This is a genomic window from Paenibacillus sp. PvR133, from assembly GCF_017833155.1.
In the GTDB taxonomy this organism is placed as follows: domain Bacteria; phylum Bacillota; class Bacilli; order Paenibacillales; family Paenibacillaceae; genus Paenibacillus; species Paenibacillus polymyxa_B.
The window spans coordinates 1509602-1529467 of sequence record NZ_JAFIBS010000001.1 but is presented as its reverse complement, the minus strand read 5'-3'; the positions used below and the strand labels follow the sequence as shown (position 1 = coordinate 1529467).

Here is a 19866-nt window from a genome sequence, read left to right as displayed (position 1 = left end):
TATTTTTTGTTGTTAATGGCTTTTAATGACCTAAACATCATGTTTTATCTAAGTAATGCATCGATAGAATATGAACCTGCTCCTGTCAACGCAATACCAATTACGACTGCAATAAGAACTAGCGGATATTCATAGCCATTAGCTGTTGCCCAGATCCCGTTTGGGCCATGTACTTTGAAAATTGCTCCGAGCATAGTCACCGTAATCAACAATGCAGCCAGTGGAGTGAATAGTCCTAAAGCAAATAGAGCTCCTCCCAACAATTCCATTAACCCAGCAGACACTGCCATGAATACTCCGGGCTTAATGCCAATCGATTCCATCCAACCGCCCGTACCCTTTGGACCATAGCCGCCAAACCAACCAAAAAGTTTCTGAGCTCCGTGCCCCACCAATAACAATCCAACCACCAAACGTATCAATAATAATCCACTTGCCAACATAAAAATCATCCTCCATATTATACTTATTTAAAGATTATTAAATTAGAGATATTAGATAAAATTAAATTCATTGTTTAGCGATTTGAGCCTGTTCTTTTTTTAGTTTTTCAGGTGTAACATCATCTCCATGCGGATCATAGATCGTAGCATTCAAGAGAATGCTTTGTACAGAGCCCCGAAAGATTTGAAGGTATTCTTTGCGAAGATCCGTTTGTTCCGTTTTTTCAATTTCAGTCAACCCAACTTCTTTTGCTTTTTTTGCGAGCTGATTAATTCTTTCTAAAATGGTGATCATGTGTATACCTCCCTATTCAAAATTTTCTGGTTGTTTATCTTTAATTTATTTATCTTGATATAAAGATATAATATTTTTTTATCCGTGTCAATACTTTTTCGAAAAGAAAATCAATGCTTGGGTTGCTTACGGAGAAAAAGCAGCAGGAACACTTAGAGATACCTTTAAGCTACAAGTTGTGTAAAACCTCTTCAACTCAATTACTAGAGCCATAATAAAAAGCCACCAACCAGAATCACTGGCTGATGGCTTTCTTGTCTTACTTAAATGGAGGCGAGGGGAGTCGAACCCCTGTCCGAAGATAACGACACATAAGCTTCTACGGGTGTAGTGACAGTTTTGATGTCACCCTAGAAACTCCCTGTCACCGGATTCCCTTCGGGTCAGCCTGATTATCTTCTTCAGCTCACCGCAGGCGGAGATGAGACAGCGTATTCCACTATTTGTTAGCCCCTATCCCAGTCACATGGACGATGCTGGGTAGAAGCACGCACACAGTTTCTTAGGCTGCGAAAGCGTAGTTGTTTTGTTGTTTGCCGTTTAATAGGCTTTAGCGTTGATGAAGCGGACGCGTCCCCACTACCCGCTACCCATGCTCGAACTATCCCCGTCGAATCCATAAACGCCCCCTTATTATAAAAGGGCTCCACGGATAAAACCGGAAATACCGGAGCATAAGCATGCATAATATCAAAAGCTGAATCCTGAGATTCAACACTCGAACAAAGTTAAAAGCTTTAAAACTGACTACTTCGTTAGTATACCATATTACAGGTCATTACGAAACGAAATGAAGCCATTTAAGCCTTATAAAATAGCACCATTACAGGAACAAGTAACTTCTCCACGTAATTTGTACCATACCCAATAATACAGTAACTTATCTCGCAATTTTCTGTTTCTCACGCAAAGCGCGCTGGATATCACGCTGTGCATCGCGTTTAGCGGCAGCATCACGTTTATCATACTGCTTTTTACCTCTACCCAGTCCGAGCAAAAGCTTGGCATAACCATTGCGAACATAAATCTTTAACGGAACAATCGTGTAGCCTTCCTGTTTGGACAATCCGATAAGTTTGCGAATCTGCTCTTTATGCAACAGTAGCTTACGCGTACGCGTCGGATCAGTAGGATTATTACGATTACCTTGCTCAAAAGGACTGATATGCATATTGTGAATATGAATTTCGCCATTACGGATCGTAGCAAATGCATCACTTATATTAGAGCGACCATTCCGTAGAGACTTAATTTCTGTTCCCGTTAGCACCATGCCCGCCTCGTAAGTGTCCTCAATAAAATAGTCATGGGAAGCTTTTTTGTTCTGGGCGAGCACTTTCCCGTCTGCCTTCTTACCCATGAATACCACTCCTTATGAATAACGTAATTCACTCTTGAAATCCAGGCATCAAAATCCGGCTACAAAGAGCCACCTAGAAATATATTGTAACAAATTTCAGATGGTAAAAGCAAGAAAGGTCAAGCCTTCTACATTTCTAACTGCACTTATATCACACTTAGAACCAAGCGGCTTCCATCCAATACAGCAGACAGAAACCGCCCGTATACCTATGCTTCAAATCAGCTTCATACACTGCAATGAAAGCTCCAGCCTTCAAAGTAAGTAAGCTCTAGCTACCTACTTCTTCTTTTTCCGCACAAAGCCCGCGGTGCTATTACCGCCACTTCCGCCCTTATTCTTCCGCTTGCGACGTGCTGCGCCTTCACCGTTTGGTCTGGCATCACTACCTGGTGTAGCTGCTCCGCCGATGAAAATACCGCTGGCAGACGTCTTCTTCCGACGCTTGCTTGCCCCGGATGCTGGCGAGTTATACCCGCCCTTGCCACTACCAAAGCCGAAGCTGCTAGCTGAGCCGGCTACAGCTCCGTTTCCACCGCCGCGCCCTGAACGACCTGCGGTGCTAATACCTCCGCCACCTACGCCTGAACCAGCTTCTTTAGGCTTTCCGGCAGCATCACGACCGCCTTTACGCTCTTTGCCAGTCTTGTCCTTGCCACCCTTACGTTCGCGCCCTTCATGGGGCTTGCCTTTACCTCGGCCCTCACCGCCACGCGCAAAACCTCCGCCCGGTCCTGAACCGCCCGTCCGTTCACGGCGTTGCCGTTGCTTCATATCGACAAGTTCAAAGTCAATTGTGTAATCTTCCATGTTCACACGCGCGACGCGAACCTTAACCTCATCCCCAATGCGGAACACCTTGGAGGTGCGTTCGCCAATCAAAGCCATATGCTGCTCGTCAAAGTGGTAATAGTCGTCCGTAAGCGCACTCAGACGCGTCAGGCCTTCCACTGTATTGTCCAACTCAATGAACATCCCAAAGCTGGTTACACTGCTGATGATCCCCTCGAATTCCTCGCCGACCTTGTCCAGCATGTATTCAGCCTTTTTCATCTGCTCTGTATCACGTTCTGCATCCACAGCCACACGTTCACGCTCAGAAGATTGCTGCGCAATATCAGGCATACGTGCAGTCAAATATTCCTGACGCTCGGCTGTTAAAGCCCCGCCGTTCTCCAATACCTCACGAATGACACGGTGAATCACCAAGTCAGGGTAACGACGAATCGGCGATGTAAAATGAGAGTAATACTCCGCTGCTAGCCCAAAATGTCCTGTCGTTTCCGCATCATACTTTGCCTGTTTCATCGAACGCAGCATCATCGTGCTAAGCACGGTTTGCTCCTTCGTACCCTGAATATCTTCCAGCAACGTTTGCAGTGCACGCGGATGAATGGAATTTCCTCTACCTTTGATCTGATGCCCAAAATTAGCCGCGAAAGCCATAAAGTTTTGCAGCTTCTCCGGATCTGGGTCCTCATGAATCCGGTACAAGAAAGGTACTTTGAGCCAATGGAAATGTTCGGCTACCGTTTCATTGGCCGCCAACATAAACTCTTCAATAATTTGTTCAGCTATCGTACGCTCTCTCTTCACAATATCTACAGCTTTGCCTTCATTATCCACAATCACTTTAGCTTCATCAAAGTCAAAATCAACCGCACCTCGGCGCATTCGATTAGCACGCAGCTTCAATGCCAATTCCTTCATCGTGCCGAATACATCAACGAGATCCTTGTACCGTTCCATCAGTTCAGCATCTTCCTCTTCGAGGATTTTGCGAACGTTAGTGTACGTCATCCGTTCCTTCGTTTTAATCACACTGGTGAAAATATCATGCTTTACAACCTTCATATGCTCATTGAATTCCATCTCACAGGATAAAGTCAGTCGATCCACCTGTGGATTCAAAGAACATATTCCGTTCGAAAGTCGATGTGGAAGCATAGGAATGACACGGTCAACCAAATACACGCTACAACCGCGGTTATATGCCTCCTGATCCAGCTTAGAGTTCTCACGCACATAATACCCTACGTCGGCAATATGAACGCCCAGACGGTAGTTCCCGTTCGGCAAGCGCTCTACATTTACAGCATCATCCAGGTCTTTAGCATCCTCACCATCAATGGTAACAATGATCTTATCACGCAAATCGCGCCGTCCCTGACGTACAATCTCTTCTTCCGTAATCGCGTCGGGAGCATTCTCCGCTTCCTCTGTAACTTCATCTGGAAAAGCTTCCGGAAGCTGATGCTTGCGAATAACTGACAAAATGTCGACGCCCGGATCATCCTTATGACCCAAAACTTCCAACACTTCGCCTTCCGCCGCTGCTCGTCCTTCTGGATAGCTCACAATACGCACAACGACCTTTTGACCGTTTACGGCTCCATTGAAGCTTGTTTTTGGAATGAAAATATCCCGGTTAATACGCTTATCATCCGGCAGAACGAAACCATATGCTTCGTGGCTCTGAAACACGCCTACTACTTGAAGCACTGCACGCTTCACGATCCGTACAACTTCACCTTCTAATCGACCGCCCGCAGGTCCCTTCGAGGACACTCTTACCAGTACCGTATCTCCATTCATCGCACTTTTTAAGTCGTTCGCATGAATATATACATCCGGGTGCTCCCGGTCCTCTGGAATCAGAAAGGCAAATCCCTTGGCATGAGCCTGCAAACGCCCACGCTGCAAATCCATCCGTTCCGGCACGCCATAACGGTTTGTGCTGGTCAGCAGGATTTTCCCCTCTTCCTCCAAGGAATTCAAGAGCTTAAGAAATTCACGAAAATCCTCTGCATCCTTAATATCAAAGTGCTGCTCCAGCTCCTGGTAAGTCATGGGTTTGTATGCAGTCTCGCGCATAAAATCGAGTAGTTGTTGCTCTGTTATCATAATATTGTCCACCTCGGGTGACCTTTAATTTTCAGTAATAAATCCGCATGTCCTTGTTCCTGATACAAGGCTCTTAATATACTCATACCCTAGTATACACGAATTTAATCGACGGCATCCCTGCCTGTCCAAAATCTAAAAAAAGCCCCCGTTTCCCGCGAAACGAAGGCTTAAGGTACATATTTATCTTATTTTGCAAAAAATGCAACTAAAACAGAAACGATCATAAAACCCGCACCCAAAACAGCAGTTGCACGTTGTAAAATCAAATCCATACCGCGAGCTTTTGTTTTGCCGAACAGATGCTCAGCACCGCCAGAGATGGCACCGGACAAACCTGCGCTTTTCCCCTTTTGCAGTAAAACAACCGCAATAACAGCAATCGAGAACACAACGAGCAGCACTTTCAAAAAGATTTCCATGAAAAATCCCACCTCCTGAGCTTATACATCTGTTTTGCAAAACAACACAGCCTCTTTTATGAAAACATGTACATATCATGTTATAAATAGCCGGAAATTAACGCAAAACACTATTTTTATTCTACCACAGCTTCCAGTAGATAACAACAGTTATACAAGTCACTCAGCCATTAAGCCTTTGCAAAGTTATGTATTCTCATACACATCCATAATAACAAAAAAACAGACCTGCCCGCGGTGGCGAGTAGGTCTGTTTTTTAATGCGTAAAAGCTTTGAGCGTTGAGACTTCGTGATCATGAACCATGAGTCAGAGGCGCCATCAGCATTTTTGCGCAATATTATTTTTTCAGGTTGTAGAAAGATTTCAGGCCGTGGTATTGAGCCAGTTCACCCAGTTGATCCTCAATGCGGAGCAATTGGTTGTACTTCGCAATACGGTCAGTACGGGAAGGAGCACCTGTTTTAATTTGGCCTGCATTTGTTGCAACAGCGATATCAGCGATTGTGCTGTCTTCGGATTCACCGGAACGGTGAGAGATGACAGCTGTGTATCCTGCGCGTTTAGCCAATTCGATAGCATCGAAAGTTTCAGTCAGCGTACCGATTTGGTTTACTTTGATCAGGATGGAGTTACCGATGTTTTCATCGATACCTTTAGCCAGACGCTCTGTGTTTGTTACGAACAGGTCGTCACCAACCAATTGGATTTTGTTGCCCAATTTTTCAGTGAGCAATTTCCAACCTTCCCAGTCATCTTCGGAGCAACCATCTTCAATAGTGATGATTGGGTATTTATCAACCCAAGAAGCAAGCAGGTCAACGAACTCAGCAGAAGTGAAGGATTTGCCTTCGCCTTCCAAAGTGTATTTTCCATCTTTGAAGAACTCAGTGGAGGCAACGTCCATACCGAGGAATACGTCAACACCTGGTTTGTAACCAGCTTTTTCGATCGCTTCGATAATAGTGGACAGAGCTTCTTCGTTAGATTTGAAGTTAGGAGCAAAACCACCTTCATCACCAACAGCTGTGTTCAAACCTTTGGAGTTCAGTACGGATTTCAGGTTGTGGAAGATTTCTGCGCCTACACGCAGAGCTTCTTTGAATGTAGGAGCGCCTACAGGCAGAACCATGAACTCTTGTACGTCAACGTTATTGTCGGCATGAGCGCCACCGTTAACGATGTTCATCATTGGCACTGGCAATTGTTTAGCATTGAATCCGCCCAGGTAAGTGTACAGTGGCAAGCCCAGAGCTTCAGCAGCAGCGCGAGCTACAGCCATGGATACAGCCAGAATTGCGTTTGCACCCAATTTACCTTTGTTATGTGTACCATCCAATTTGATCATCAGCGTGTCGATTTCTACTTGGTTCACAGCATCCAAGCCGATTACTTCAGGAGCAATAATTTCGTTCACGTTTTTAACAGCTTGCAGAACGCCTTTACCCAGGTAACGGGATTTATCGTTATCACGAAGCTCTACAGCTTCGTGAGCGCCTGTGGAGGCACCGGAAGGAACGATAGCACTACCGATAGCACCGGATTCCAGATATACTTCAACTTCAACCGTTGGGTTACCACGGGAGTCGAGGACTTCGCGAGCGTACACGTCAGAAATAATAGTCATTTGTACTTAATCTCCTTTGTGAATCATGATTTATTGGTCAAGCCTATACTTATTAAATCAAGCTTACTTGCGGGATGCAATCATAGATTTTCCTGTCATTTCCGCAGGTTGCGGAAGTTGCATCAAATCCAGAAGCGTTGGAGCTACGTCAGCCAGTATTCCATGCTCACGCAAAACGATATTTTCGTCAGTCAAAATGAACGGAACCGGATTAGTTGTGTGAGCTGTGAACGGACGTCCCTGCTCATCAATTTCCATATCCGCGTTACCATGGTCAGCAATGATAATAACCACGCCGCCTTTGGCTTTAACCGCATCTACAACACGTCCAACACATTCATCCGTCGTCTCTACCGCCTTAATCGTTGGCTCCAGCATACCGGAGTGTCCAACCATATCCGGATTGGCAAAGTTCAGGATAATCGCATCATGCTTGTCGGCTTCGATTTCCTTAACAGCAGCATCCGCTACTTCATACGCGCTCATTTCCGGCTGCAAGTCATATGTAGCCACTTTAGGCGAGTTGATCAAAATACGAGTTTCGCCAGGAAGCTCCACATCACGTCCGCCACTGAAAAAGAAAGTAACGTGCGGATATTTTTCAGTCTCAGCAATACGCAATTGCTTTTTGTTGTTTTGAACCAACACTTCACCAAACGTGTTATCCAGGTTTTTCGGTTCGTAAGCTACAAAGCCTTCAACCGTTTCGCTGAACAACGTCAGGCAAACAAAGTGCAAATCTTTAGGCAATTTCGGGCCACGGTCAAAACCACGGAAGTCCGCGTTTGTAAATACCTGAGACAGTTGAATCGCACGGTCAGGACGGAAATTGAGGAAGATAACAGAGTCATTGCTTTCGACCAGCCCTACAGGACTTCCGTCAGCCTTCACAATAACCGTTGGCTCCACAAATTCGTCGAACACTGATTTTTCATACGATTCTTTCAATGCTTCCATTGGATCTGTGTATTGAGGGCCTTCTCCGTATACAATTGCACGGTAAGATTTCTCCACACGTTCCCAACGTTTGTCGCGGTCCATAGCATAATAGCGTCCTTGTACAGTCGCAATTTTGCCTACGCCCACTTCTTGAATTTTGGCGATCAGTTGCTGCATGAAGCCTACGCCACTGTCAGGCATAACGTCGCGTCCATCCATGAAAGCATGAATGTACACTTCAGTTAAGCCTTCTTTTTTCGCCAAGTCCAGCATAGCGAACAGATGGCTGATATGGCTATGCACGCCGCCGTCAGACAACAGTCCGTACAGGTGAAGTTTCGTGTTGTTCTTCTTAGCATGTTGCACTGCTTTAACCAGTGTTTCATTGTCGTAGAACTCACCGTCACGAATGGACTTCGAAATACGAGTCAAGTCTTGATATACAATTCGGCCTGCGCCGATGTTCAAGTGACCTACTTCGGAGTTACCCATTTGTCCTTCAGGCAGACCCACTGCTTCGCCAGAAGCCGTCAGCGTTGTATGAGGATACTGTTGTAAATACCGGTCGTAATTCGGTTTGTTGGCCTGCGCAACCGCATTACCTTCTACGGTGTCACGCAATCCGAACCCGTCCATAATAATTAAAGCTACCGGTTTTGGTGCTGTCATCTTACTTCGCCCCCTCAACAAGCGCGATGTACGACGCCGGTTGAAGACTGGCACCGCCCACAAGCGCGCCGTCGATATCGCTTTGACCCAGGTACTCAGTAACATTTTCAGGTTTTACACTGCCACCATACTGAATACGTACAGCATTTGCTGTATTTTCATCATACAGCTCTTTAATCAGACTACGGATATAGGAAATCACTTCATTCGCATCCTGCGAAGTGGAGGATTTGCCTGTTCCGATGGCCCAGATTGGCTCATAAGCAACAACTACTTGTGCAGCCTGATCCTTAGCCAAACCAGCAAAAGCTGCTACAGTTTGCACTTTTACAACCTCTTTGGTTTGTCCAGCTTCACGATCTTCCAGCTTTTCGCCTACACATACGATTGGAGTCAGGTCATGACGGAATGCTGCATGAACCTTTTTGTTCACCGTTTCGTCTGTTTCATTAAAATATTCACGACGCTCGGAGTGTCCGATTACAACGTAGTCTACGCCCAGATCTTTTAGCATTCCACCGCTAATTTCACCTGTAAATGCGCCATCTTCTGCAAAGTGCAGGTTTTGTGCGCCAATTTTAATAGACGTGCCTTTTACTGCTTCAACCAGAGCAGGAAGATTCGTAAATGGTGCGCAAATCACGCTTTCCACTCCTGCAACCTCTGCTTTGCCTTTGATCTCTTCGATGAAAGTTTTAGCTTCTGGTACGGTTTTAAACATCTTCCAGTTACCCGCGATAATCGGTGTTCTCAATGGTTTCAACTCCTAACTATTAGGTGCCCTAAAGCTTTATTCACGCATAGTGCGTTTGATTATTTATCGTTAAGTGCAACAACACCCGGAAGTGCTTTGCCTTCCATAAATTCCAGAGATGCGCCGCCGCCAGTGGAGATATGATCCATTTTGTCAGCCAAGTGGAATTTTTCAGCCGCAGCCGCTGAATCACCGCCACCAATGATGGTGTATGCTTCAGTTGTTGCGCAAGCTTCCGCTACTTCACGAGTACCACCAGCGAAAGGCTCGATTTCAAATACGCCCATTGGTCCGTTCCAAACAACCAATTTGGAGTTTTTGATAACATCTGCATAGATTTTACGTGTTTTCGGTCCGATGTCCACGCCTTCCCAATCTGAAGGAATGCCGTCGATATCCACAATGTTTGTGTTCGCCGTAGCGCTGAAATCGTCAGATACCACAATATCAACCGGAAGGTAGAAGTTTTTGCCGAGCTTCTTCGCTTTTTCGATAAAACCAAGAGCTACGTCCAATTTGGATTCATCCAGTAGGGATTGACCCACTTCATGACCTTGAGCTTTGAAGAATGTATAAGCCAAACCGCCACCAATGATTACGTTATCTGCAATATTCAGCAGGTTGTCGATCACGTCGATTTTGTCTTTTACCTTGGAACCGCCGATAATGGCTGTAAAAGGACGATCTGGGTTTGAAAGAGCTTTACCGATTACAGACAATTCTTTCTCCATCAGCAGGCCGGAAACAGCCGGAAGAAGATGCGCGATACCTTCTGTGGAAGCATGAGCACGGTGTGCTGCACCAAATGCGTCATTCACGAAAACGTCTGCCAATTCAGCAAATTGCTTCGCCAATTCAGGATCATTCTTTTCTTCTCCTGCATAGAAACGTACATTTTCAAGCAACAGCACGTCGCCGTTTTGCAGTTCAGCCACTTTCGCTTTAACAGCTTCGCCTACCGATTCGTCCACTTTAACTACTGGTTTTTTCAGCAGCTCAGACAAACGTACGCCAACAGGAGTCAGACGCATGGATTCAACAACCTGACCTTTTGGACGTCCAAAGTGACTCGCCAAAATAACTTTTGCACCTTTTTCAATCAGGTAGTTAATGGTTGGCAAGGTTTCACGAATACGCTTGTCATCCGTAATTTTACCGTCCTCAACCGGAACGTTAAAATCTACACGAACAAACACCCGTTTTCCATTCAGTTCTATATCACGTACGCTCTTTTTGTTCATCTCCATATTCCTCCGCACCCTTATAATTTTACGAATCAGGAATTCAAGGCACATTTGATATATAAAGAGCGGAAACAATAACCTGTTTCCGCTCTATGATGTTGCTCAATAAGACTGTTCTTATTTAGCCAGTTTTGCGAAGTATTCCAACGTGCGGATCAATTGTGCAGTGTAAGACATTTCATTGTCATACCAAGCTACAGTTTTCACCAGTTGTTTGTCGCCAACAGTCAGAACTTTAGTTTGAGTTGCATCAAACAAAGAACCGAAAGTAAGACCTTTGATGTCGGAAGAAACGATTTGATCTTCAGTGTATCCATAAGTTTCAGGATCGGAAGCTTCTTTCATCGCAGCGTTGATTTCTTCAGCAGTTACGTTTTTCTCCAGAACTGTTACCAGCTCAGTCAGGGAACCTGTAGGTACTGGAACACGTTGAGCCGCGCCATCCAATTTACCTTTCAACTCAGGGATAACCAAACCGATTGCTTTAGCAGCACCAGTTGTGTTAGGAATGATGTTTTCAGCTGCTGCACGAGCACGACGGAAGTCTCCTTTAGCATGTGGAGCATCCAAAGTGTTTTGGTCGCCAGTGTAAGCATGAATTGTAGTCATCAAGCCTTCAACGATACCAAATTTATCTTGCAGTGTTTTAGCCATAGGAGCCAGGCAGTTTGTTGTGCAAGAAGCACCGGAGATTACAGTTTCAGTTCCGTCCAGAATTTCATGGTTTACGTTGTAAACGACAGTTTTCATGTCGCCAGTAGCTGGAGCGGAGATAACAACTTTTTTAGCGCCGCCTTTCAAATGTTTCTCAGCAGCTTCTTTAGTTGTGAAGAAACCTGTACATTCCAGAACGATGTCTACACCCAGGTCTCCCCAAGGCAGTTCTTCAGGGTTGCGGTTAGCCAAAACTTTAACTTCTTTACCGTTTACTTTGAAGAAGCCGTCATGTACTTCTACTTGTCCTTGGAAATTACCTTGTGTTGTATCATATTTCAACAAATGTGCCAACATTTTGGAATCTGTCAAGTCATTGATTGCTACTACTTCAATACCTTCCACATTTTGAATCCGGCGGAAAGCAAGGCGTCCAATACGTCCGAAACCGTTAATACCAACTTTAACTGTCATGAGTGAGTTCCTCCCAAAGTTCGTTTAGTTTAGTTTTATATATTCAAGACAGACCCGAAAGCCCGTCAAGACAACATTATTCATAAATCCTATATTAATCATTTAAATAACGACTTACAATCTCAACAGCAGCGCCTTCGTCGGTGACTAGAATGTCCTCTTGCCCGAAACGCAGTACCGCATGAATAGCGGCCGCCTTGTTTTTGCCTCCAGCTACACCTAGAACCGTATCGGTACGCCTAATGTCTTCCAATCGGAGTCCAAGCGTCAGCATTCTGTGAACAACGACGCCATCTTCGTTAAAGTAATAACCAAACGATTCGGCTACCGCTCCTTCACTGCTGATCTGGGCAAAGGTTTCGGGATCAAGTTTACGTCTATGTGCCATCGCTATGGCGTTGCCTATCCCGTGAATGATGATACGACTCTCGCGAATCAGGTTCAATATATCCTGAATGTTCGTATCTTCAAGCAAGGAGTTGTAAGCATGATTGCTGAGCAAATCCGGTACATGGAGCAGACGGTATTGAGCGCCTACCTTGCGAGCCATTGTGGAAGCAATTGTGTTGGCCTGCATTTCCATGCTTTCTCCCAAACCCCCGCGTGCCGGTACAAACCACCCACCCTTAAGTGGGCCATTAGAAGGTAGTGCCAGTTGTTCCGCCACGTCGGCAATCGTCGTGCCACCTGTTACAGCGACCACATCCTCGTCGTCCATAACACTCAGCAACGCTTTTGCTCCAGCGCGCCCCAGCTCCTGCTTTGTTAACGGAGAAGCATCCGAATCCCCTGGAACGACAACCACCTTCCTCAAACCATAGGCTTGACGAATCTGGTCTTCCAATTGGGACAGGCCGAACAAGTTGTTCGCAATCGGCTCCAGCTGTTCCAGCAGATCCAGTCCTGCTTTGCTCACCTTCATGCCTACACTCTCAATCTCAATTAGCCCCTGAGCTTTAAGAAGATCGGTTTCGGCGCGCAACACGCGCTCGGTCATGTTCAGTGAAGCTGCCAGTGTTCTGCGTCCAACAACATCGGACAGCATAATCTGATGCAGGATCGTGTACCTTTTTTTCAAAACATCCATGAGGTCGGGCAGAAGCTGCTTCTGTATTTCTAATATCTTTCGCATGCTTTCCACTCCCGCACACTTCTAAGTTCTGTCTCTAATGCTCTATCTCTAACTGGTCTTAAAACGTCCCGGGATAACTTTTTAAGTCCCACGTATATCTTAACCAATATTTGCTCCATATGCAAGTCTATCTGAACCTATATTTCTCAACCATTTATCTGAATATGCGCATTTAATAAAAGCTTGCAATTCACTGCTGTATATCATATAATCATCTTTGTTTCCAATTAGTTGTTTAATTAGTTAGTTGTTTGCATTGAATCAACTATGCGCCCGTGGTCCAACGGATATGACGTAGGCCTCCGGAGCCTGAGATCGAGGTTCGATTCCTCGCGGGCGCGCCATTTTAAATGAACGCTTAGATGCTTCTATATAATGTTTTAACCAATAAGAGCGCTGAGGGCTCTTTTTTTTAATCATTAGTTTGACTTTCTTTGACTTTTTGTTTGAAATTGTTTATCATGTGGTTATTACGGTAACAGTTTATAAATAAGGGACGTGTAATCGGCATGTCCACCAAATCCACTAACGATATTTAAGGGAGGTTTTTTGACGTGAGCTATGTTCCTATGGTAGTAGAACAAAGTAACCGCGGCGAACGCGCCTATGACATTTATTCCAGACTGTTAAAGGATCGCATTATTTTGTTAGGCTCGGACGTCAATGACGTTGTAGCCAACTCTATAATTGCGCAAATGCTGTTTTTGGCTGCCGAAGATCCTGAAAAAGATATTCACTTGTATATTAACAGCCCTGGCGGTTCCATTACAGCTGGTATGGCCATTTTCGATACGATGCAATACATTAAACCTGACGTATCTACGATTTGCGTAGGTATGGCGGCTTCCATGGGCGCGTTCTTGCTGAATGCAGGCGCCAAAGGCAAACGTTTCGCTTTGCCAAACAGTGAAATTATGATCCACCAACCCCTGGGTGGTGCACAAGGCCAGGCAACGGATATCGAAATCCGCGCACGCCGCATTCTGAAAATGCGTGATAAACTGAACCGCATTCTCGCAGATCGCACAGGCCAACCACTGGAGCGCATTGAAAAAGATACAGACCGTGACTACTTCATGTCTGCTGATGATGCCAAGGAATACGGTATTATTGATAAAGTGCTAACTAGCTCCTCTCCAGAAGGTGTATAAGAGAAGAAATTTACCTCTTTCGATAACTGGTAAATGAAAAAGCTGCTCCGGATGTCCTTATCCGGTAGGCAGCTTTTTTGCTTTATTGTTTTTTAGGTTATAGACAATTGGACTTATTTATTTCTACTATTCATTCTGTCCCGCAAAAGGCTTTCCACCTTGAGGCAGCAGTTGACCGAACGAGTAGGTGAACTCAGGAATTCCATACGCGTATGGCGCATAATCATACAAATCAAACACGATTGTTACTCCACTGTTCGTCACATAAAAATTCTGATCTGCCGCCAGCTCTTTAAATTTGCCGAATCCTTCGCCAGCCTGAAGTGCATCGATTTTTTTCTTCAAATCAGCATTGAGGAACTTTTTGTAGTTCGGATTTGCCTTCAATACGTCAGACAATTGCAGCAGTTTACCATCAGCGAGCGAGAACGTATATCCTTTACGTGCCGTCATGCCATGCGCGCCACCCGTATACGAGTAGTCCTGCATAATCACACTCAGAATACCATCTTTGTTATAGGCAATCACAAAATCATTTCCGAACTCATACGGTCTTTCTGTTGTAGCCTCTCCCTCAGCCATCATCTTTTTGCCTGCTGCCAATATACCTTCTGCATGCTTTTTAAGCACATTGTTAATGGCCTGTTGAGCCTCAGAATTCAGCTGGCTACCGCTGATTTGCGGGTACTTAATCTTGTAGGACACCTTCGCACTACTCGAAGCTGGAAGTGTTTGAGACGCAATTGTAATCGGATTTAGCTGGCTTTTACTCAGCGTTACTGTTTTCTGAGCTGCATTCCATTGAGCATCTATGCCCAGATAGTCTTTCAGCAAACTCATAGGAATGTATAGCTTCCCAGCGATCTGTTTGGCATCCATACTACGTGTATTGATTCCATTGACGTTGACGTAGGCATCCGAGGAAGAAGCCATAATGTAAAGTTTATTGTACCCGCTACCTACGGTATATGTCGCTGTTTTCGCATCATAGCTTACTGGAATCCCCAAGCTGTCGCGCAGTGCGGCCACCGGAATCATTGTACTCCCGTTCACTTGGACACCTTTAGCGGGCAACGTTTTACCATTCCATTGGATGGTGATTCCTGGTTGCTGTGTTGTCGCTTGCTGCTGTTTCGTCGATGCTGCCTGGATATAGGAAACGGGAACAGCTGTGACTCCTGCGAAAATCCCTGCCGCCAGCAGTGCTGAACCCCATTTTATTGCATGCTTACTCATATTAAATATTCCTCCTGTTAATGATCTGTATTGTCTATGTGTGATAACTACTTTTATTATTATATCTATACCCTATTGTATGTAGTTTACAATCTGTACACTCTCCGATTTCAATATGTACACCTAATAACCCTTAGCTATGACAGACTCATTACAAAAAGGTTTCGGTATACAAAAAAAGCCAGCAAGCCAGCCTGCACATGATGCTGGCCGCTTGTGGCTTCGTTTGATGATCTATATTAGTTCATTTCGTATTGAGCCGACACTTGAACTTTCACTGTTACTTGCCCCGATTGTATCTCTGTCCCGCCACCTGCTACGTCCAAGAGCGATTTTGACATGGCATTTTCACGTTGTGTAAAGATTTGTGCTTCTCCGCCATCTACCGTCACACTCACAAGAGCACCTAACCCGCGTTTGGCTGCCTTAGCTACAGCACTGGCTTTAGATTGTACGCTTCCCAATGCCTTAGTAATGGCTTCTTCTTCATAAGTCGAAGGATTTTCCACGGAAAAACGTACATTATCTACGTTATTGGCTCCGGACTTGGTCGCCTCATCCAACAACTGACCGATTTTATCCAAATCGCGGTATTTGACGGAAAGTGTATGGTTGGCAGTGTAGCCTTTGAGCTTCTGCCCTTCTTTTTCGTTATAGGTGTAGTTAGGCTGTACATAAAACTGGCTGGTCTGAATGTCATCTGCGCTAATGCTCCACTTTTCTTTCAGCAGTTGTGTAACCTTGTTCAATTTTGTAGCATTGGCTTTTTGAGCAGCGGCTGCCGTATTCCCTTCCGATTGTACACCGATAGAGAGATAAGCAATATCGGGCTTCGCCAATACTTCCCCGCTTCCAGTCACATTAATTACACCGTTTACCGTCGAAGCTGTTGACGCAGCATAAGCACGATCTGCCCCCGTCCATAATCCGCCTGCTACTCCCCCTGCCATTAATGCTCCTGCGAGAACTGCCGTGGCTACTGTTTTTGTCCAAAGTCTCATTGAATTCAACCTCTTTCTTGAAAATGTTTGTACCTTCCAGACGGAAAAGACGGAAAAAGGTTGCAGCCAAGCGTACAAATTTCCGAAACAGAGCATGACCACGGGGATTTTAATTATTTATAGTTTGAACTTAATACAGTCTCTATATTCAACAAATCCATCCATAAAACAGTTAACGGAGGAGTTTTCGAAGACTTTTTTCTGGATACAAAAAAAGCCCCAAAGGGGCTTTTCACTAAGAGCATACACCATATCACAAAGCAAATCTTTGTTTATTGATTTTCCAGCTCTACCTTACTAACCAGACTTACTAAAGCGTTTACAGCCTGTTCGGCGTCCGCACCTTCAGCACTAATATTAATTTCAGTACCTGTACTGATGGCAAGACTCATAATTCCCATGATGCTCTTGGCATTAACCTTTTTGTCTTCTTTTTCCACAAAAATCTCAGATGAATATTTATTCGCTTCCTGTACGAACAACGCAGCAGGTCTGGCGTGCAGTCCTGTTTTCAAGCGTACGACTACCGGATGTTTTGACATGTCAGCTTACCCCCTCATCAAATAAATCTGGACACTACTTACTCCATTTTATTTATCACATTATAACATTAACCCGGGACAGACACTAGAAAAAAAACTAAAAAAACCGGGGCTGAAAGCCCCACGGACAATCTTTTTATGGAATCAGGCCATTTTCGCCCCTGATTTTGTCAGCCATCTCATCAATTTTGCGAAGCCGATGATTTACACCCGATTTACTCACGACCCCTTTGAGCATTTCCCCGACTTCTTTTAAATTCAAATCGGGATGAGCGAGACGAATTTCTGCCACTTCACGCAGTTTATCCGGCAAGGTCTCCAAACCAACTTCCCTCTCCAGCAACTTAATATTCTCAATTTGCCGGACAGCAGCTCCGATCGTCTTGTTCAAATTAGCCGTTTCACAATTGACAATGCGATTTACGGAATTGCGCATATCGCGCATAATGCGTACATCTTCAAATTTGAACAAGGCTTGATGCGCCCCAATGATGCTAAGCAGCTCAATGATCTTCTCGCCTTCCTTGATGTAGAGAATAAAACCTTTTTTTCGCTCAATACAGCGAGCATTTAGGTGAAACTCATTCGCAAGATCAACGAGTGCCTGACAATGCTCCTCATACATCGAAGAAATTTCAAGGTGGTAAGACGATCCTTCAGGATTGTTGACAGAGCCACCTGCCATAAAGGCACCCCGCAAATAAGCCCTCTTACAACAGTTTTTCCGAACGATATCCCGATTAATCCCGTCAGTGAACAAGAAACCTTCTGAGACGATATAAAGATCCTTTAACAGCTGTTGCACACCATTGGGAATACGGACAATGTACACATTATTTTTTTTCAAGCGCATTTTTTTCCGTACAAGCAGTTCGATATGAAGTTGAAAATGCTTCTTGATCAAGGAGTAAATCCGCCTTGCAATCGCGGCATTTTCTGTGGACACGTCCAATATCACCCTTTTATTCGACAGTTGTACGGATCCGAGCATACGTATGAGCGCAGATAGTTCCGCTTTCTCACAGCAGGACTGGCTTTCAATCATCGTAAGCTCTTTTTTCGTTTGTGCCGCAAAGGACAAGGGACTCACCTCCTTCTTAATATCCAGTTTTGTACCAATTGGTAAATATGCTGGCTTAATTTGTCGGCATCATGCCGTAGATACGTACGGAACAAAACTAATGTATCTGCCACCACTTTATATCCCCGATCGGTCAGCTCGCCCATGTCTACTTGAACTGGCTTAGCGCCCTGCTCGGCATACATTTCCTGTACTTGGGGTGGAATTTCTCCGTTATTTACAATGACATAGTCGAAGAGATGATGCCCTACATGCTCAAAAATAGCTTGCAGGTGATCTCCTACCGTATAGCCATCGGTTTCTCCAGGCTGGGTCATAACGTTACAGACAAATATTTTGATAGCGTCTGATTTTACTACAGCTTCAGCGAGTTTAGGTACAAGCAAATTCGGTAATATGCTGGTATATAGACTGCCGGGGCCAATCAAAATCGCATCAGCCTCATTAATGGCCTCTACAGCCTCAGGCAACGGCTCCACGTGAGTCGGTTCAAGAAAGACGCGTTTGATTCGTCCGCCCGCTTCCGGGATCTTGGACTCTCCGGTAATCACCGTGCCATCCTCCATTTCGGCACTTAGCACAACGCCTTCCTCAGCTGCCGGCAGCACGCGTCCCCGGACAGCAAATACACGGCTAAGCTCACGCACCGCCGTTACAAAATCTCCCGATATATCGGTCATCGCTGCTAAAATCAGATTACCCAGGCTGTGGCCTGACAATCCTGATCCCGCACCGAAACGGTATTTCAGCATATCTGACATCACTGGTTCCACGTCAGCCAAGGCAGTCAGCACATTGCGAATATCCCCTGGAGGGGGCATCTGCAGCTCACTGCGCAAAATCCCGGAGCTTCCGCCATCGTCAGCGACTGTAACAATAGCCGTAATATCTAGCGGCTTTTGCTTTAAGCCCCGCAGCATGACGGACAAGCCGGTTCCGCCGCCCATAACAACAATACGTGGGCGCTCCCGTTGTGATCCGGTCTCTTTCATGATTTCACCTCATTAATGCCGGTCCCGATCAGCATCCCGATGCGAAACAGAAACAGATTCTGTCTCGCTGGCACCCAGCATTTTTCCTAAATACTCCGATATTGCAACAGAACGATGCTTACCGCCAGTACAGCCAATGCCGATAATGACCTGGCTTTTGCCTTCTTTGCGATATTGCGGAATCAAAAAGTGTAACATATCCAGCAACTTGGTCAAGAATGCCTGAGTCTCGGGCCATTTCATGACATAATCATATACATCGCTATCCTGTCCCGTGTGGGGACGTAGTTGGTCCACATAGTGGGGATTAGGCAGGAAGCGCACATCGAATATAAGATCGGCATCAATGGGAATACCATACTTGAAGCCAAAAGAAGTAATGTTCACGGAAAGCATACTGCTCTCCAGATGAGAAAATCGTGAAATAATCCTCGCCTTTAAGGTTGCAGGCTTCATCACACTTGTATCAATAACCTGTGTAGCCGAGCTTTTTAATTCTTCCAACATCTTGCGCTCCAACCGAATCCCATCCAAAGGCATGCCGTCTGGAGCCAGCGGATGACGTCTACGGCTTTCCTTATACCGCTGTACGAGAACGCCATCATTCGCATTTAAGAATAAAATTTCACAATGAATCGTAAAATGATCTTTAATATAATTCAACGATTCAGACAAGGCGGTGAAAAATTCTCGTCCGCGTAAATCAATTACGAGTGCCACCTTGCCTATTTTACCGTTAGACTGCTCAATCAACTCGGCAAATTTGGGAATCAGTACAGGAGGCAAATTATCAACGCAGAAGAAGCCCAAGTCTTCCAGGCTCTGAACCGCAATGGTCTTCCCTGCGCCTGACATCCCCGTAATAATAATGAGCGTTGCCCACGGCGCAGCATTTTTTAGGTTATCTGTCATATGGACTTCCCTCTCCTTTTGCTTCTTCGCTCTAT

18 protein-coding genes, 1 tRNA gene and 1 other RNA gene are annotated in these 19866 nt (G+C 45.2%); 2 read left to right on the top strand and 18 right to left on the bottom strand.

Annotation, left to right across the window (positions count from 1 at the left end; genetic code table 11):
* Positions 1–44 precede the first annotated feature (44 nt).
* From JOE49_RS06835 to JOE49_RS06780, 12 genes are all read right to left on the bottom strand, one after another.
* The gene (locus tag JOE49_RS06835) at positions 45–443 is read right to left on the bottom strand and encodes a DoxX family protein (RefSeq protein ID WP_209940771.1); all 399 of its coding nucleotides are present in this window, start codon (positions 441–443) and stop codon (positions 45–47) included.
* A gap of 67 nt (positions 444–510) precedes the next feature.
* Positions 511–738, bottom strand: coding sequence for a DUF896 domain-containing protein (locus tag JOE49_RS06830; RefSeq protein ID WP_209940770.1), 228 nt, complete (start codon positions 736–738; stop codon positions 511–513).
* Positions 739–1003: 265 nt separating this feature from the next.
* Positions 1004–1368, bottom strand: a transfer-messenger RNA (tmRNA) gene (gene ssrA / locus JOE49_RS06825).
* 250 nt (positions 1369–1618) lie between these two features.
* Positions 1619–2098: an SsrA-binding protein SmpB gene (gene smpB / locus JOE49_RS06820; RefSeq protein ID WP_013308270.1), complete on the bottom strand. Its 480-nt coding sequence runs from the start codon at positions 2096–2098 to the stop codon at positions 1619–1621.
* Between the two features lie 279 nt (positions 2099–2377).
* On the bottom strand, positions 2378–5002 hold the full coding sequence (gene rnr, locus JOE49_RS06815) for a ribonuclease R (protein WP_209940769.1): 2625 nt from the start codon (positions 5000–5002) through the stop codon (positions 2378–2380).
* Between the two features lie 188 nt (positions 5003–5190).
* Positions 5191–5424, bottom strand: a complete 234-nt coding sequence (secG, locus tag JOE49_RS06810; RefSeq protein ID WP_013308268.1) for a preprotein translocase subunit SecG — start codon at positions 5422–5424, stop codon at positions 5191–5193.
* 339 nt (positions 5425–5763) lie between these two features.
* Positions 5764–7050, bottom strand: coding sequence for a phosphopyruvate hydratase (gene eno / locus JOE49_RS06805; RefSeq protein ID WP_013308266.1), 1287 nt, complete (start codon positions 7048–7050; stop codon positions 5764–5766).
* Between the two features lie 63 nt (positions 7051–7113).
* The gene (gpmI, locus tag JOE49_RS06800) at positions 7114–8658 is read right to left on the bottom strand and encodes a 2,3-bisphosphoglycerate-independent phosphoglycerate mutase (protein WP_028541876.1); all 1545 of its coding nucleotides are present in this window, start codon (positions 8656–8658) and stop codon (positions 7114–7116) included.
* Position 8659: 1 nt separating this feature from the next.
* The gene (gene tpiA / locus JOE49_RS06795) at positions 8660–9412 is read right to left on the bottom strand and encodes a triose-phosphate isomerase (protein ID WP_023986490.1); all 753 of its coding nucleotides are present in this window, start codon (positions 9410–9412) and stop codon (positions 8660–8662) included.
* Positions 9413–9471: 59 nt separating this feature from the next.
* Positions 9472–10653 (bottom strand): phosphoglycerate kinase, encoded by a 1182-nt coding sequence (locus JOE49_RS06790; RefSeq protein ID WP_023986489.1) that lies wholly within the window; start codon positions 10651–10653, stop codon positions 9472–9474.
* 120 nt (positions 10654–10773) lie between these two features.
* The gene (gap, locus tag JOE49_RS06785) at positions 10774–11784 is read right to left on the bottom strand and encodes a type I glyceraldehyde-3-phosphate dehydrogenase (RefSeq protein ID WP_023986488.1); all 1011 of its coding nucleotides are present in this window, start codon (positions 11782–11784) and stop codon (positions 10774–10776) included.
* Between the two features lie 94 nt (positions 11785–11878).
* Positions 11879–12916 (bottom strand): sugar-binding transcriptional regulator, encoded by a 1038-nt coding sequence (locus JOE49_RS06780; RefSeq protein ID WP_023986487.1) that lies wholly within the window; start codon positions 12914–12916, stop codon positions 11879–11881.
* Between the two features lie 269 nt (positions 12917–13185).
* Between JOE49_RS06780 and JOE49_RS06775 the strand changes: the two genes are divergently transcribed.
* A tRNA-Arg gene (locus tag JOE49_RS06775) sits at positions 13186–13260 on the top strand.
* 210 nt (positions 13261–13470) lie between these two features.
* Positions 13471–14067 (top strand): ATP-dependent Clp endopeptidase proteolytic subunit ClpP, encoded by a 597-nt coding sequence (gene clpP / locus JOE49_RS06770; protein WP_013368815.1) that lies wholly within the window; start codon positions 13471–13473, stop codon positions 14065–14067.
* A 126-nt stretch (positions 14068–14193) separates the two neighbouring features.
* Here clpP and JOE49_RS06765 read toward each other — a convergent pair whose 3' ends face one another.
* From JOE49_RS06765 to rapZ, 6 genes are all read right to left on the bottom strand, one after another.
* Complete coding sequence (locus tag JOE49_RS06765; RefSeq protein WP_069080714.1) at positions 14194–15303, bottom strand: PdaC/SigV domain-containing protein; 1110 nt, start codon at positions 15301–15303, stop codon at positions 14194–14196.
* A gap of 239 nt (positions 15304–15542) precedes the next feature.
* Entirely contained in the window at positions 15543–16304 is a 762-nt protein-coding gene (locus tag JOE49_RS06760; RefSeq protein WP_209940768.1) for an SIMPL domain-containing protein, read from the bottom strand.
* Between the two features lie 272 nt (positions 16305–16576).
* Positions 16577–16846: an HPr family phosphocarrier protein gene (locus JOE49_RS06755; RefSeq protein ID WP_013368811.1), complete on the bottom strand. Its 270-nt coding sequence runs from the start codon at positions 16844–16846 to the stop codon at positions 16577–16579.
* A 136-nt stretch (positions 16847–16982) separates the two neighbouring features.
* The gene (whiA, locus tag JOE49_RS06750) at positions 16983–17927 is read right to left on the bottom strand and encodes a DNA-binding protein WhiA (protein WP_013308256.1); all 945 of its coding nucleotides are present in this window, start codon (positions 17925–17927) and stop codon (positions 16983–16985) included.
* 5 nt (positions 17928–17932) lie between these two features.
* A complete protein-coding gene (locus JOE49_RS06745; RefSeq protein ID WP_023986485.1) occupies positions 17933–18919 on the bottom strand; it encodes a gluconeogenesis factor YvcK family protein in 987 nt (328 codons plus the stop codon).
* Between the two features lie 12 nt (positions 18920–18931).
* The gene (gene rapZ / locus JOE49_RS06740) at positions 18932–19831 is read right to left on the bottom strand and encodes an RNase adapter RapZ (RefSeq protein ID WP_013308254.1); all 900 of its coding nucleotides are present in this window, start codon (positions 19829–19831) and stop codon (positions 18932–18934) included.
* Positions 19832–19866 lie beyond the last annotated feature (35 nt).